The organism is Psychrobacter sp. APC 3426, assembly GCF_030408035.1.
Classification (GTDB): Bacteria; Pseudomonadota; Gammaproteobacteria; order Pseudomonadales; family Moraxellaceae; genus Psychrobacter.
Genome location: NZ_JASDCF010000004.1, coordinates 1 through 14,371 on the forward strand (window position 1 = coordinate 1; position 14,371 = coordinate 14,371).

Genomic DNA, 14,371 nt, shown 5'->3' on the forward strand with positions numbered 1-14,371 from the left:
TGGTAAGGCGGCTAATGAAAGCCCGCCGTATCGTTGAAACAGTCATTGGTCAGTTATCAGAACGATTTAATATACAAAAGGTACGAGCAAGAGATTTATGGCATTTGTCTCATCGATTGATTCGTAAGATTCTTTCACACAATCTGTGCTTTGTACTCAACAAAAAACTTGGTAACCCGCCTCTTCAGTTTGAATTGCTTATTTCAAGTTGAGAGTGGGGTAAAGCAATGTTTTTATATTCTATCTACGCACTAATATATCTTACAGCCCAAAACTACACCGTCAAAGTACCCGCGCATATCACAGTGCAGTCCTCTGTATCGATTGTTCATATCTCTTAATAATAGCAGCGTATTGCCATTATGAGACTTTGGCTACAAACGAAGCTCAGTACTTGCATCTTGTAGACCATTTCTTATGACCCAATGGCTCTATACCCATGCCGCTTTACTCTCTGCAACCTCACACGTATGTGCATTGGTAAAAATGAGCACACACTCAATAAATGAAAGTTTAGCTTTATTAGTGATACTATAAATGGATAAAGCAAGCGTAGGTTGGGCTTTTAGCCCCGCTCTATTTATGGAATACAAACGAACTTATAATCATCAAACTATATCAGCCTACCATAGAGCAACATAGCTTTAGTTGGTTTGTCTCGTTGATTTGCTTAAATAAAAGCTCAGCCCAAATTCTAAGCTCACTACCTAAAAAACCACCTCCCAAAACTGCCTATCCATGCTAAATTAAACCCTATCAGCAATACTCAATCGTAATTATTACCTACGCCATAAAAAGGGATTTTATAATGGTAGTGTTAAAAACACTGTTTAAATGGATCGTATTACCTATTTTAGCGCTACTTATTATTATCAGCTTGAGCTTAGTAGTGACGGGTAACGCTTATATCTTTCGAGGGCTACAGCTTACTTATCTTAAAGGTGAAAACACTGCCAATATTGACGATTATGTCGATTTTGATAATCGTACGATTCGTGCTAAAGACCCTATCGAATGGGAGAAAAATCCCAACTTCGAGCAAGTCAAACTTACCCCAACTTTGCAGAATGCCTTAGATACCGATGAAACTGTCGCCTTTGCGATTATCAAAGACGGCAAGCTGGTGTACGAAAACTACTGGCAAGGCTACGGTAGCGATTCGCACACCAATAGCTTTTCGATGGCAAAAACTGTCACCACCATGCTGTATCTCAAAGCCGTAGAAGATGGTTATATCGGTAGTGTCGATGAACCGATTACTAAATGGTTGCCTGAATATGCGGACAATCAATATGCACAGAATTGTACCCTTGCAGATTTTTCAGCGATGACCTCAGGTTATGACTGGACGGAGGATTATTACTTCCCCATTAATCCCACGGCTGAATCTTATTACGGTCATGACTTGGTCAAGCAAATGGTCAATCGTGACTTTGTTGAAGAGTGTGGTGGTCAGTTTGAATACTCCTCAGGCGATACGCAAATGCTGGGCATCGCATTATCAAGGGCGTTAGAACCGCACGGCTACACTATCGCTAGCTATTTAGAAGAGAAGTTTTGGCAACCACTTGGGATGCAGGGCGATGCCTACTGGTCACTTGATGGGGCTGCGAATATCGAAAAGGTCTATTGCTGCCTCAATGCCAGTGCGCTTGATTTTGCCAAGTTTGGCCAACTGCTCTTAAACGGTGGCGAGTGGCAAGGTGAGCAGTTGCTCAGCAAGGATCATGTTGAGCTGATTACTATGCCAAATGCCGCAGCCTTTGCAGCAGGACAAGCGCAGATATATGGTCATTCGGTGTGGACAGATATGGACAGCCCGATTCCGTTTTATGCCATGCTCGGTCACTTAGGACAGCGCGTATTGGTACTTCCAGAAGAAAACACCATCATCGTCAGGTTAGGTAAGCAAAAGGGCTTGCCGACGCCAGTAGAGGGATTTCATCTAGAGCCTGATTTGGGTCAGTATGTGACTGAAGTGAAAACGATTTTGGACGGCTTAGAGTAAAAGTAAAAGTGGTTGTAAGCAGCTATCTTGCTTACAACCGCAAATCGTTACCCTTCCATCTCACCAAGCAACCACGCAGACACATCATCAATCTGCGCTGCCAAATCAGGATGCGCTCTGCTGAGCTCATCAAACTTAGCTTTGATATCATGCTTGTCGTACTTAACATCTGCTAGTGATTCTTTTAACAGATCAATTAATTCAACGTTTAGCGCATCAGAGAAGATGACCACCTCGCTAATGACTGCGTGCTTCACATCAAGATGCAAATCGATAATGCCCCAATCAAAGCGCGTCTCAATGTGATGAGTAAATTCAGGCGTCTTACCAAAGCGCCAATCCCAATCTGCCATCTGCTGATAGTATTTATTCAGGTTAGGTTGCTTGGCGAGACTGGCTTCATCCAGCTCTTCTACTGGCGTGGTGTCGCCATAATCAGTGTCACGATGGTATTCACAAAATGCCTCGATAATCGCATTAGATAAGGTCTCGTGATTGATGTCTGCATTAAACTCAACTAAGTTGGCGACGCGCGCACGGACAGATTTAATGCCTTTAGCTTTCAGCTTAAGCGGATGCGGATTGAGATAATCGCCCAGCTTTTGCATATTGGCATTTACTAATAGAGTCCCGTGATGAAAGCTGCGATCCGCCGCATGTTTAAAGGCGCTGCCTGATATTTTCTTATCGCCGACTTGCATGTCGTTACGACCAGATAGTTCAGCGTCGATGCCCAGTTTTTTCAGCGCGTTAACGATAATGTTAAAGTTCGCTTCTTGGTCGTAGTCGTCTTTAGGCGACAAAAAGGTAAAGTTGGTATTGCCCAAATCATGAAACACCGCGCCGCCGCCACTCTGACGCCGCGCCAAAAATACCTCGTCGGCTTCCATCTTATCGATTTTGCATTCTACCCATGGGTTTTGCGAGCGCCCAATGACTACGGTCTCGCTATTGCGCCATAAAAATAGCGTGTGCGAGTCGGGATTGAGCGTATTAAATATCCAATCCTCGGTCGCAAGGTTAAACCAAGGGTTGGTCACGGCAGACTTTAGAATGCGCAGTTTCATTATTTATCCTTTTCTCGAATGGTTTTTCTATATTGAATGTTATAAATAGATACTGTCATTGTTGCTGATGCACATTTGGAATTCAATGGTTAAGTAGTCTGTGGTCTAAATAGGAAGGTAGTTTATAGTGGCAACAGTTGCTACAATATAAACTTAAGTTTGGTATAACTGATTAATAGCCTAATTTACGCAGTCATTTATTTTTTTATATCTGAGGATTAATTATGAAACTACTTGCCATATCGATGATGACTAGCATGATGATGTTTGGTTGTGCCGCTTCCAATCAGCTACCGCCACTATCACAAATGTCCCCATCGGTGGTATCAGAAGGCTCGCTTGCGAATGTGAAGTTGATTAATGACGCTACCGGAGCGCTTATTAAAGCAGGGTATGCTCAACCAAGTAGCCAAATCGTGAAGTTTGTAATGCAACAACCTAAAGGGATTGTTGGTCAACGAGCTTGGCGCGAAATGTGGGTCGTCAATCCCAAAGGGGACTCAGAACGATTCGTCATTACTTTTACAGAGAATGGTCAAAGTGCTGCCGATTTTGAAATTCAAAAAGCACAGCCTATGCTTACCAAGTAGATTCTTAAGTACCTAACACACGCTTTATAGGAGAAGTAGTCTGTGCATTCAATTAGTTAAAGTTTGAGGAAATACTTAAGTTCAATTAATAAGTTGCTTTCCCTTTACCTATCAAATAATAAATACTTATGAAAAATAAAAATTCACTACAGCTCGGTATAAAAATTATATGCGCTATATAGCTAAGCACACCTAAAAGTGTTATAAATTAATTATCAAACCCAATTGTTATTATAAAGACCATGACTTACTCACTAGATTTTCGTATGCAAGTTCTTAAAAGCTTAGACGAGGGTATGACCTTTGCCGAGGCAGCTGAGTTTTACAATCTGAGCCCAACCACTATACAGAACTGGAAGAGACGTGTTCATAGTAAAACAACCAGGCAAACCAAACCCTATAAAATACCAGATGACGTGCTACTTAATGATGTTAAAGAACATCCTGATGATTACCAGTATGAGCGAGCTCGTCGTCTAAACTGTAGTAAAACAGGCATTTATCATGCCCTAAAGCGACTTGGCATCAGTCAAAAAAAAGACCTTAGAGCATCCAAAAGCGTGTCCGATCAAAAGAGCGATATATCACAGTAAGCTTAATAGCTTTACGCAGCAAGGCTATCCCATCGTTTATATATACGCGCGCGGCTTTGAGCACGAGACCATTCGCTCTCATGGTTATGCACCGATTGGTAAACCCTGTATCGATAGTTACAACTGGCAAGGTAAAAAGCGAACCAACGTTATCGGTGCTCTATATGAAAAGATGCTGTTTGCACTAGATTACTTTAAGCACAACATTAACAGCAGCATATTCTATGACTGGTGCAAACACAAGCTAATCCCAAGTCTTAAAACCAAATGCGTGATTGTGATGGATAATGCCAGATTTCATAAGAATAAACGCATTCAAAAGCTACTGAACAGGCATGGTCATCGTATTCTTTGGCTACCGCCGTACAGCCCTGATCTGAACCCTATCGAGAAAAAATGGGCTCAGGTAAAGTTTCTACGCCAAGGCTGGTTGGAAAATGACTTATCCAAGTTGTTTTATGATGTTTGTCCTAACCATAACAATTTTATTTTGAACTGACTATAGCTTACTGTCTTGAGTTTGTCGTTTTGGGCTATCTAAACTATTTTTATCTTCAAAAATACATGGGTTGTACTATGACACCCATACCTTTTTTAGCAGATATTTGCCAATCAGGCGCTTCTGTCTTATTTCTTTTAACCTGTTTGGATGTATTCTTGTGTTATAAAACACTATTTTCAGAAAAAAGTAAGATATGGTATGCACCATTGTTAGTATTTTTTTTGGGCAGCCAAATCATACTAATACTCAGTATATCTGCAGCCAATATATAAGGTAGGTAGGTTAGCGAATGTGTCACCAATTGTTTGAGATCAATCATAGACGATAGTAAAGCAGGAATATATTTACTAAACCAAAAAACACCCCTAAAGAGCGTTTTTCATCCAACCTAAAGTTATGAACCCTCAACACCCTATCCAAAGTCTTCCTTCAATATAGTCGCCACATTTCGCTCGGCAAGTCCCGTTATAAACACATACGGATTGACGCCAGCGCTACCGCTACCGGGGATTAACGCGCCATCTTGCACGTAGATATTTTTATGCCCTTTGACGCGGCCAACGCCATCAGTCGCCAAGCCTAATACGCAGCCACCAAGCGGGTGATAGCAGAAGTCATCGCCGAAGCCTTTGGTGAACAGTAAGCTTGAAATAGAGCCACCATTTACTTTGGCGAGTTTTTCGATCAGCTCTTTAGCAGCGTTTACTGAGTACTCGTTTTGCTCGCGTTTCCAGTTTAGTTTGACGGTTTTTGTGGCTTTGTCATAGTAATAATTGCCACGTTCTGGGTTGTCAGTGATGGCGAGATATAGCGTTGTCCACGTCTCAAGTCCCAATGGCAATGGCGCGAGTTCGGCAAAGATTTTGTACTTTGAACCGCCTCTATCGCCGTCCCACATATTGATGCCTTTGACCGGAATGGTAGATTGGGTAGTGCCCGCGGCATGGACAAAGTTGCGACCCGTCATGATGTTGCCGTTGGGTCCCCAATGTTGTCCGATATGCTCGTTTAGATGGTTCAGTTTGCTTTCTGCTTGGCTTTTAAGCAATAGCTCTGAGGTTCCCGTACTGCCCGCATTTAGAAACAGTTTATCGCAAGTGTAATGCTCGATACTAGCAATGTTATCGATGCCGCCTGTAGTATTTAACACATGAACTTCTAATCTAAGTTGCTCGTTATCGAGCGCTTGAATACTATTAACTTTGCGTAGAGTTTTTACGGTGACGTTGCCAGTGGCTTCCGCGCCTTTAAGGTAGGTTAAACCGAGTGAGTACTTGCCTGCATTATTGCCGTATATGACTTCACCGCCGAGTCCCGATTGATAGACTTCGCCTTTGGCCTCACGTTGCATGTAATCAAAGTCATAGCTGTTACCAAAGAACTCCGTTTTCATGCCTGCTTTTTCTGCTTGGCGTTCAGCCGAACGAGTAAATTCGTAATGCTCGGATTGATTAAAAAAAGATTCAGGAATTTGACTGACTTTTAATTCCTCCATCGCCTTTGGAAAATAGATGTCGTACATCTCATCAGAATCAATCCAAGGAAACACTGCTTCAAAGTGCGCGCGCCTCGGCTGAATGGCAATCGCGCCATTGACGATAGAGCCGCCACCATAAGCGCGTCCGGCGAAGACTTTCATGTCATCATATTCGATTAAATCCAAAACGCCGGGGTATTTTCTGATAGGAATTGGAATCGGGGGGGCGTTTGGCATATTGCTAAACCAGCTTGAGCGTTTATCCGCAGTAATCATTTTGCAAAAAGTATCGTGCTCGGGCGTTCTATCCCATCGCATACCCATCTCAAGTATCAGCACTTGATGACCTTTTTCACTCAACCGCAGTGCTGATACCGCGCCGCCGTAACCACTACCGACGATAATATTAGGAAAGTGTCCAGCTTGGGTGACGGTCGTAGGCAGTTTTGGCTGCTTGGCAAGCGTTTGGCAACCGCTCACTGCAGCAGATGTACTGATAGCACCCAATCCTAAGCTCATGGCTTTGATAAGTTCACGACGTTGCATATGTTTCCTGATTTTGTAGCTGATTTAATGAACGAGAGTCTAGCAATGCAACGTTACTTTATTATTACGCTGACGCTGTTTAAGCGCTTTGAATACGTTAGAGATAAAATGAAGAGAACAACGATAATAGTAATGATGCGGGTTACCAACATTTACCTTCGTCAAATTGAACGAGTTACTTGACCTAAATAAGAAGTTAGCTTAGAATTTGTTTCAATGTACTAGAACGCAAATACAGCAGCGGTATTGCTGCTTGGTTCTATCAGAAAAACTACTGAGTAATATTTTAATAAATACCATAAGGGTTAACGATGACAACAGAAACTACCACAAACAGCTATGGCCTCCATCATTCTATTTTGCCAAGTAGTGAGGGCTTATATGGTGAGTTCGGTGGCAAGATTGGTCATCCCGAATTGGCAAAAGCCATGGAAGAAATCGAGGTGGGATTTCGTGAGATTATCAAAGATGAAGACTTTATCGCGGAGATGAAGCGTTTGCGTGAGACATACGTTGGCAGACCAAGCCCGATATTCCATGCAAGACGCTTAAGCAAACATTGCGGCGGCGCGCAGATTTATTTTAAACGTGAAGACTTAAATCATACGGGCGCGCACAAGATTAATCACTGTTTGGGTGAAGTGTTATTAGCGAAGAAGCTCGGCAAAACCAAAGTCATTGCCGAGACAGGTGCAGGGCAACATGGCGTTGCATTAGCAACCGCAGCGGCATTGATGGGTTTGGAATGTGAGATTCATATGGGCGTGGTCGATATCGAAAAGGAACACCCAAATGTCAGCCGTATGAAAATATTGGGCGCTAATATTGTCCCTGTATCACGCGGCGCAGGAACGCTAAAAGAAGCGGTCGATAGCGCTTTTGAGACCTATCTTAACGAGCTTGATAGCAGTATGTTCGCCATTGGCTCAGCATTAGGCCCTGCGCCTTATCCTGAGATTGTCAGCTATTTTCAATCGGTCGTTGGTCGTGAAGCGCGCGGTCAGTTTTTAGAGACCACTGGTAAATTGCCTAGTAAAGTGGTGGCCTGCGTCGGTGGCGGCTCTAATGCTATCGGTATATTCAGTGGGTTTTTGGGTGATGCGAACGTTGAAAAAGTAGGGGTGGAGCCTGCTGGTGAGGGTTTAGATACCCCCAATCATGCAGCGACGATGACGCTTGGGGTCAAGGGCGAGATTCACGGTTTTAAATGTTATGTACTGCTAGATAAAGATGGTGAGCCTGCGCCCGTGCATTCAATCGCCTCTGGTTTGGACTATCCCGGCGTTGGCCCGCAGCATTCACTGTTACGTGATATGCAGCTGGCGATTTATGAGTCGGCGACAGACGCAGAGTGTCTAGAGGCGTTTATGGCGCTATCACGCTTAGAAGGTATTATTCCTGCTTTAGAAACCGCGCATGCCATTGCCTATGCGATGCGAGCAGCCAAGGATATGTCGCCTGATGAGACGATTTTGGTGAATTTGTCAGGGCGCGGGGATAAGGATATCGATTTTATTTTGGATAAAGTAGAACTATAGTTTATTTATCGTACAGATAAATTTTGTAAATCAGCCCCTATTTAGTGCTTAAAAAGTTATCATCATTGCATTTTTTAATGCGCTTAATAGGATTAGCTCATGACCAAACGCGACCTCATCATTTTTATTACCCTGTCCTTTATGTGGTCGCTGTCCTTTGTTTTTTATCGCATAGGCGTGCCTGAGTTTGGTTCGCTCGCTTTTGCCAGCCTACGAGTGATATTCGCAGGCTTGGTCATGCTGGTCTTTGTATTAATCAGCAAGAAAAACCGAGAGGGTATCCGCGAAAACTGGAAGCTATTGGCACTCGTCGGTATCTTTTCTGCGGCATTGCCCTTTGTGCTATTTTCTTTTTCAGCACAGTCAGTGAACGCTGGCGTGTTGGCAGTGCTCAATGCTTCTGTACCGATGATGAGTGGCTTTATCGCCAGTACCTTTTTTAAAGACAGACTGTCCAAAAAGCAATTACTGGGGCTGGTGATTGGCGTGGTCGGTGTGACCATTTTGATGAGCGAGAGCTTGTTTGGTGGCAGCGAGTCAGGCGAGGGTTTGGTTGCCGGGCTATTGCCAATGGGCTATGCGCTATTGGCTTGCGTTGGTTATGCGGTTGGCGCCAATATCACCAGAAGTTATTTGTATAATGTTTCACCAGTGCCAATCACTGCAGGCTCGCTTATCATAGCGAGTATTCTTATGCTGCCTGTGGCATTTTATGAATTCCCTTATGGTCAAAGCATCAGTCTAAAAGCGTGGGTCTCTGTTATCTGCATCGGGGTGTTTTCAACAGCGATTGCGCTGATTTTTATGAATCAGTTAATCAAAAATATTGGACCAACACGGGCGACGAGCATCACCTTGGTCATTCCAATCTTTGCGATTATTTTGGGCTATCTATTGCTTGGCGAGGCGCTAAATATACAAGCCATCATTGGTTCGATTGTGATATTGATCGGCACGTATTTGTCATTAGAGCTGTCAATTAAGAAAATGCTAAAGCCAAAAGACAAGACTCAGATGAACAGTATTTAAGGCTTAGTAAACAGTCTTCGTAGTAAACGAGTACGAAGATTTGTATAGGTGAATATTGTTGTATCTGTTTGTAAATATTGCTTGGAATAATGAAATCTGTTCCCTATAAAGGTAGGCGCTAAACGTAGATTTACTAATGATATTATAAGTTTTTCTAAACAGCATTCGATAATAATTAGTATGCTTAATGGTTGCTATAACTAAAGATCATAGATAGCAGCAATAACCAATAGGACAGATTATGGCACACGATATTTTATTTGAGCCTGTAAAAATGGGCACACAAACGCTAAAAAACCGCATTATGATGGCCCCACTGACACGTCTGCGTGCCGTTGAGCCAGGCGATGTCCCTATCACATGGGCAGCAGAGTACTACTCGCAGCGTGCAGGGGCGGGCCTTGTCATCACTGAGGCAACGCAAGTATCGTTTCAAGCAAAAGGCTATGCAGGCGCACCAGGGCTACATACTCAAGATCAAGTCACTGCATGGAAAGCCATCGTTGACAATGTCCATGCCAAAGGTGGCAAGATCGTCGTCCAGCTATGGCACACAGGACTTGTCTCACATGAAAGCGTACAACCTGAACGCCGTGCGCCAATTTCAGCCTCAGATGTCGATGTAGGTATCCGTACCTCATTGCGTGATAGTGACAACCAAGCCATTCGCGCGGATGCCACGCCGCCGCGCCCAGCCAGTCTTGATGAGATTCAGCAAGTGGTTACTGACTTTGCGCATGCAACCAAGTGCGCGCAGGAAGCGGGGTTTGATGGTATTGAGATTCATGGCGCGCATGGTTATTTGCTGCATCAGTTTTGGGCCAAGCATACCAATCAGCGTGACGATGAATACGGTGGCAGCCGCGAAAACCGCGCGCGTCTGACCTTGGACGTGATTGATGCATGTGTGGATGCTTGGGATGCAGATCATATTGGTATTCGTATCTCGCCACTGGGCACATTCAACAATGTTGAGGGAGGCTACGAAGAAGACGATAACATTTGGCTGATTGAACAAATCAATAAGCGTGGTCTAATGTATTTGCATCTGTCAGAGCCAGATTGGGCAGGTGGTACGCCGTATAGCGATGAGTTCCGTCAGCGTGTCCGTGATGCGTTCGATCAGACCATCATCGCGGCGGGTGGCTATGATGCGGACAAAGCTGAGAAGAACATCAAAGCAGGCTATATCGATGCGGTAGCATTCGGTCGTGATTATATTGCCAACCCTGATTTGCCGGAGCGTATTCGTCAAGATGCACCGTTAAATGAGCAGCATCCGCAGAGCTTTTATGGTGGCGGTAGCGAGGGCTACACCGATTATCCTTATTTGGATCAGAAACAGGCCTAGGCAGACGCTTAGTGTTAAATTATAAAGCCATCAAAAAGCCGCCTTACTAAGTAAGGCGGCTTTTTCGTTGTTAATATTCAAGTCTATGTAATGCTAGTGCTGGAATATCTATTAACAAGCTTAAGGCGTAACGCAGTAAGTCGGAGTCGAAGGAGAAACTTCAAAGGTATCTAACGACTCTTGAGTAGTCAACCAACGATCTACAGACTCATAGGTAATATTACAACGTGAATCAACAACTAGATCAAATGAATGCCAAAAAATACTAGCATTATTATTATCGTTGAGTGAAGGAGTGAGCGTACGACTACGGATAGTTGGGCCAGTCAAAAACACGGTAATCGGAGAATTTTTAAGACCAGGGTTTTTAGTTTCGCTATAGTTCTCAACGCCATAACGATAGCGTCCTACCATTAGGTTACGTACGGTTATAAACTCAGGGCCAAAGCTATCGGTATCATCGACATCCAAATTAGCAAAAGGTGCTATGCCCAATCTACCTTCGTTACCAAAGTAAATATGATCGCCTGAAGGAGTCAATAAATGCGAATCGACATCTTCAGGTTGTTCGCCCCAAGTTAAACGAATAGACAGGCTGTCATTTGCCGTACTCACAGTTAAGCAGCCGTCATTGATTACATAATTGGTATTTAAGGTACGAATCGACTTAGCATTAGAGGTACGACTGCCATTTTGAGCGACCACTAGCATTTGACTATCACGACGCACTGGTAAATTGAAGTTACCGTTACTATCGGTAATGGCAGTAGTTATAGCAGAGTAATTGATACCATCGCCTTTAACGACCGCATTATTAATACGAGTGCCGTCAGTATCCGCTACACAGCCGACGACATCGACAGTTTCCATAGCGACATCAACGTTCCAAGGTCCAATTTGCTCAACTTCAGCAGTATATACCTGTATATTGTTATCTAGAGTCTGTAAATTAGCACTTCCAGTTTGTACCCAACCTGCTTGGACAGCATCATAAAAGAATAAAGGCATTTGTTGTTGTAATGGCTCTAAACTGCGTGTAGAAACAGGAATAGCTAGTGACGCCACATTATTATCATTGAGCACCAATTCGTTATTATCACTATCAGTAGCAGTGATAATTAAGGCACCCCAACTTTCCATAAAGCCGCCACCAACGATGCCGTACCCGCCGGGCATTTCTTCTGGGTCAATGCTTGGAGTCACTACGTCCATCTCAACAGTGACGTTACCGACAATCGGTTGTCCATCAGCGCGCTGTAGAGCATTAGGAGGAATAATCACTTGTGCACCTAGCTCGTCTATGCTCAGATTAACAGCCTCTGAAGCGAGCTGAGTGGTTGAGACAACCGTCGCATCGTTGGTGAGCTGGTATTCTACTTCTAAAGGCGTATTCCCAGATATTGACGTACTAAAATTACGTGCTGGATAACCCTCAGCGGTAATCGTAATATTGACCGATTGACCCGTTTGAAGATTGTTCAGTTCAAACTGACCATTCGCATCGGTTTGGTACGTTTGTCCAGCGACACTGACAGTAGCATTTGCAATAGGTACTAAGCTGGCTTGATCAACGACAGTACCTAAGATACTACCAACAGTGATGCTAGGGTTAGAAGGCGTAATCACCGTATTATCTGAATCGTTGTTACACCCAGCTAACATGAGTGTGGCGATCAGACTAGCAGTCAAAAGCTGCTTACTTTTTACAGTTATTCTATGCGACATGGTTGATTCTCAAGTAATAAATAATGAATTATAAAGCTGATAAAAAAAAACGGGCGTTCAGTATCAAAAGATATAATAGCCAAAAAATCCATAAAAGCATCAGAACTAAAATTTAGTTCAAACAGTTGTTTGGCAGAATTTTATCATATTTTTATGCTTTCTGACCAAATAATTGTAATTTATGCGATTTTCTAACGTCTAATTTTTTTGTAGGCCATCGCATACTTTCGATTTGAATTTGATAGAAAAAAAGTCGCGCTACTGGAATAGTAGCGCGACTTTTAACAGCAATTAAGACTAGGCATGTTGTCACTTTAAATAGGTTTAATATAGTACATAAATTAATTTTTGAACTTAGTGTTTGAATTTAAGTCACTGAAATCATGTTTTTATAACGTCTTTTTAAATTATCGGTTTTCTAGTTTTCTAATTGGCCTTTATAGAGCTAAACCACTTCCCCGCAGACAAAACCGCTCGCCCATGCCCATTGAAAGTTATAACCGCCAAGCCAGCCGGTGACATCGAGTACCTCACCGATGAAGTACAGCCCGTCTTGGCATTTGCTTTCCATCGTTTTGGACGACACGTCATCGGTTTTGATACCGCCGCGCGTGACCTCAGCAGTGCGGTAACCTTCAGTACCAGAGGGTTTAAGCTGCCAGCTGTTGATAGTCGAGCCAATCTCTATTAATCGCTCGTCTTTAATATTCGCCAGCTCCGTGTCTTTAACATCCTCCCACAGCATAGTCTGTAAGGTAGTCAGCAGCTTTTTAGGTAAAGCGTTATGGGTGCTCTCGCTCAAAACGGTACGAATCAGCTGTTTTGGATGTGTCTTTTTGTGGGTCAGTAATAGCTCAATAATGTCGGTTTCGGGCAATAAGTTAATCTCAATGGCTTCACCCGAGTACCAATAATTGGACAGCTGTAGCATGGAGGGACCAGACAGACCACGATGGGTAAACAGCAGTGGCAACTTGAATGAGATACGCTCATTACTAGCAATTACAGGTAAGCTAATACCAGCCAAGGCGCGAATGAGCTCGCCGGTTTTATCGGTAAAGGTAAAGGGCACCAGACTGGCATCGGTCGCTATGAGCGTATGACCAAATTGCTGCGCCAGCTCATACCCTAAGCCGCTAGCGCCCATTGTTGGAATAGACAGTCCGCCAGTCGCTACCACCAGCGAGTCACAGCAATAGTTGGTTTGTGGCAGCTTGGTCTGGTTGTTCGCCTCTTTTCTCGCTTGCTTTTCTTTTTTGCTCAGCTGTTTGGTCGTGACCAATTCAAAGCGCGCATTTTTGTCATTGTCGAGCGTTCGTACACTTTCAATTTGAGTGCTTAGTCTCACTTGCACACCTGCTGCCGTGCATTCATCGAGGAGCATCTGCAAGATGTCTTGTGCTGAATCATCGCAGAATAACTGACCATGTTCACGCTCGTGGTAGGGGATTTTGTGCGCCTCTACCAAGCCGATGAACTCCCAACTGGGGTAGCGGCTGAGTGCAGATTTACAGAAATGTGGGTTGGTGCCGATAAAGTGCTCAGGCTCAACGAAGTAATTGGTAAAGTTACAGCGCCCGCCACCTGACATTAGGATTTTTTTGCCTGCTTTATTGGCGTGGTCCAATACCAGTACCCGACGACCACGGCGACCCGCAGTGAGCGCACAGTATAACCCTGACGCACCAGCGCCGATGATGATGACATCATAGTGGGTATTTGGTTGTGCAGGACGGTGATTACTCATTGCGGTCTCATAAAATAATAGATTAAAAAGGTGAAAGCAACACCAGTGACTGATGTATAAGTGTCTTTAAACATCGTTAATCGTGTTTAAAAAAGCAAAGTCGACTTAGCGGTGGTAATGATTGATTGAGAGTAGCTATTGTCCATATTTCATACAACGTTACAAGCGATAAATATCATATTGTCCTGTCATATCTCA

Annotated in this window: 11 protein-coding genes and 1 pseudogene; 8 read left to right on the forward strand and 4 right to left on the reverse strand. The window is 43.6% G+C overall.

Annotated features, from left to right (window positions below):
• Positions 1–212: pseudogene (locus tag QL919_RS04020) on the forward strand (IS982 family transposase); the annotation flags it as partial.
• A 596-nt stretch (positions 213–808) separates the two neighbouring features.
• A complete protein-coding gene (locus QL919_RS04025) occupies positions 809–2,008 on the forward strand; it encodes a serine hydrolase (RefSeq protein ID WP_290188296.1) in 1,200 nt (399 codons plus the stop codon).
• Between the two features lie 47 nt (positions 2,009–2,055).
• On the opposite strand, the gene QL919_RS04030 is transcribed toward QL919_RS04025, so the two are convergent.
• Positions 2,056–3,075 (reverse strand): lipoate--protein ligase, encoded by a 1,020-nt coding sequence (locus QL919_RS04030; protein ID WP_290188297.1) that lies wholly within the window; start codon positions 3,073–3,075, stop codon positions 2,056–2,058.
• Between the two features lie 224 nt (positions 3,076–3,299).
• Here QL919_RS04030 and QL919_RS04035 point away from each other — a divergent pair, with 224 nt between their 5' ends.
• From QL919_RS04035 to QL919_RS04045, 3 genes are all read left to right on the forward strand, one after another.
• Positions 3,300–3,665, forward strand: coding sequence for a hypothetical protein (locus QL919_RS04035; RefSeq protein WP_290188298.1), 366 nt, complete (start codon positions 3,300–3,302; stop codon positions 3,663–3,665).
• A gap of 242 nt (positions 3,666–3,907) precedes the next feature.
• Positions 3,908–4,258 carry an IS630 transposase-related protein gene (locus QL919_RS04040; RefSeq protein WP_290188299.1) on the forward strand — a complete coding sequence of 117 codons (351 nt, stop codon included), beginning with the start codon at positions 3,908–3,910 and terminating at the stop codon, positions 4,256–4,258.
• The gene (locus QL919_RS04045) at positions 4,185–4,757 is read left to right on the forward strand and encodes a transposase (RefSeq protein WP_290188300.1); all 573 of its coding nucleotides are present in this window, start codon (positions 4,185–4,187) and stop codon (positions 4,755–4,757) included. Before QL919_RS04040 ends, QL919_RS04045 begins: the two co-directional genes overlap by 74 nt.
• A 415-nt stretch (positions 4,758–5,172) precedes the next feature.
• Here QL919_RS04045 and QL919_RS04050 read toward each other — a convergent pair whose 3' ends face one another.
• Entirely contained in the window at positions 5,173–6,783 is a 1,611-nt protein-coding gene (locus tag QL919_RS04050; RefSeq protein ID WP_290188301.1) for a GMC oxidoreductase, read from the reverse strand.
• Positions 6,784–7,094: 311 nt separating this feature from the next.
• Here QL919_RS04050 and trpB point away from each other — a divergent pair, with 311 nt between their 5' ends.
• The 3 genes from trpB to QL919_RS04065 all read left to right on the forward strand — a co-directional run bounded on the left by trpB (position 7,095) and on the right by QL919_RS04065 (position 10,701).
• Entirely contained in the window at positions 7,095–8,321 is a 1,227-nt protein-coding gene (trpB, locus tag QL919_RS04055; protein ID WP_290188302.1) for a tryptophan synthase subunit beta, read from the forward strand.
• A 99-nt stretch (positions 8,322–8,420) separates the two neighbouring features.
• Positions 8,421–9,350, forward strand: coding sequence for a DMT family transporter (locus QL919_RS04060; RefSeq protein WP_290188303.1), 930 nt, complete (start codon positions 8,421–8,423; stop codon positions 9,348–9,350).
• Positions 9,351–9,591: 241 nt separating this feature from the next.
• Entirely contained in the window at positions 9,592–10,701 is a 1,110-nt protein-coding gene (locus tag QL919_RS04065; protein ID WP_290188304.1) for an alkene reductase, read from the forward strand.
• A 120-nt stretch (positions 10,702–10,821) separates the two neighbouring features.
• Here QL919_RS04065 and QL919_RS04070 read toward each other — a convergent pair whose 3' ends face one another.
• Together QL919_RS04070 and QL919_RS04075 are read right to left on the reverse strand one after the other, a co-directional pair.
• Positions 10,822–12,426 (reverse strand): carboxypeptidase regulatory-like domain-containing protein, encoded by a 1,605-nt coding sequence (locus QL919_RS04070; protein ID WP_290188305.1) that lies wholly within the window; start codon positions 12,424–12,426, stop codon positions 10,822–10,824.
• Positions 12,427–12,871: 445 nt separating this feature from the next.
• Positions 12,872–14,173, reverse strand: coding sequence for an NAD(P)/FAD-dependent oxidoreductase (locus QL919_RS04075; protein ID WP_290188306.1), 1,302 nt, complete (start codon positions 14,171–14,173; stop codon positions 12,872–12,874).
• Positions 14,174–14,371: the final 198 nt, after the last annotated feature.

Excerpts from the sequence above, each read along its gene's own strand:
- QL919_RS04025 (WP_290188296.1), top strand. The coding sequence starts at position 809 with ATGGTAGTGTTAAAAACACTGTTTAAATGGATCGTATTACCTATTTTA.
- QL919_RS04030 (WP_290188297.1), bottom strand. The coding sequence starts at position 3,075 with ATGAAACTGCGCATTCTAAAGTCTGCCGTGACCAACCCTTGGTTTAAC.
- QL919_RS04035 (WP_290188298.1), top strand. The coding sequence starts at position 3,300 with ATGAAACTACTTGCCATATCGATGATGACTAGCATGATGATGTTTGGT.
- QL919_RS04040 (WP_290188299.1), top strand. The coding sequence starts at position 3,908 with ATGACTTACTCACTAGATTTTCGTATGCAAGTTCTTAAAAGCTTAGAC.
- QL919_RS04050 (WP_290188301.1), bottom strand. The coding sequence starts at position 6,783 with ATGCAACGTCGTGAACTTATCAAAGCCATGAGCTTAGGATTGGGTGCT.
- trpB (WP_290188302.1), top strand. The coding sequence starts at position 7,095 with ATGACAACAGAAACTACCACAAACAGCTATGGCCTCCATCATTCTATT.
- QL919_RS04060 (WP_290188303.1), top strand. The coding sequence starts at position 8,421 with ATGACCAAACGCGACCTCATCATTTTTATTACCCTGTCCTTTATGTGG.
- QL919_RS04065 (WP_290188304.1), top strand. The coding sequence starts at position 9,592 with ATGGCACACGATATTTTATTTGAGCCTGTAAAAATGGGCACACAAACG.
- QL919_RS04070 (WP_290188305.1), bottom strand. The coding sequence starts at position 12,426 with ATGTCGCATAGAATAACTGTAAAAAGTAAGCAGCTTTTGACTGCTAGT.
- QL919_RS04075 (WP_290188306.1), bottom strand. The coding sequence starts at position 14,173 with ATGAGTAATCACCGTCCTGCACAACCAAATACCCACTATGATGTCATC.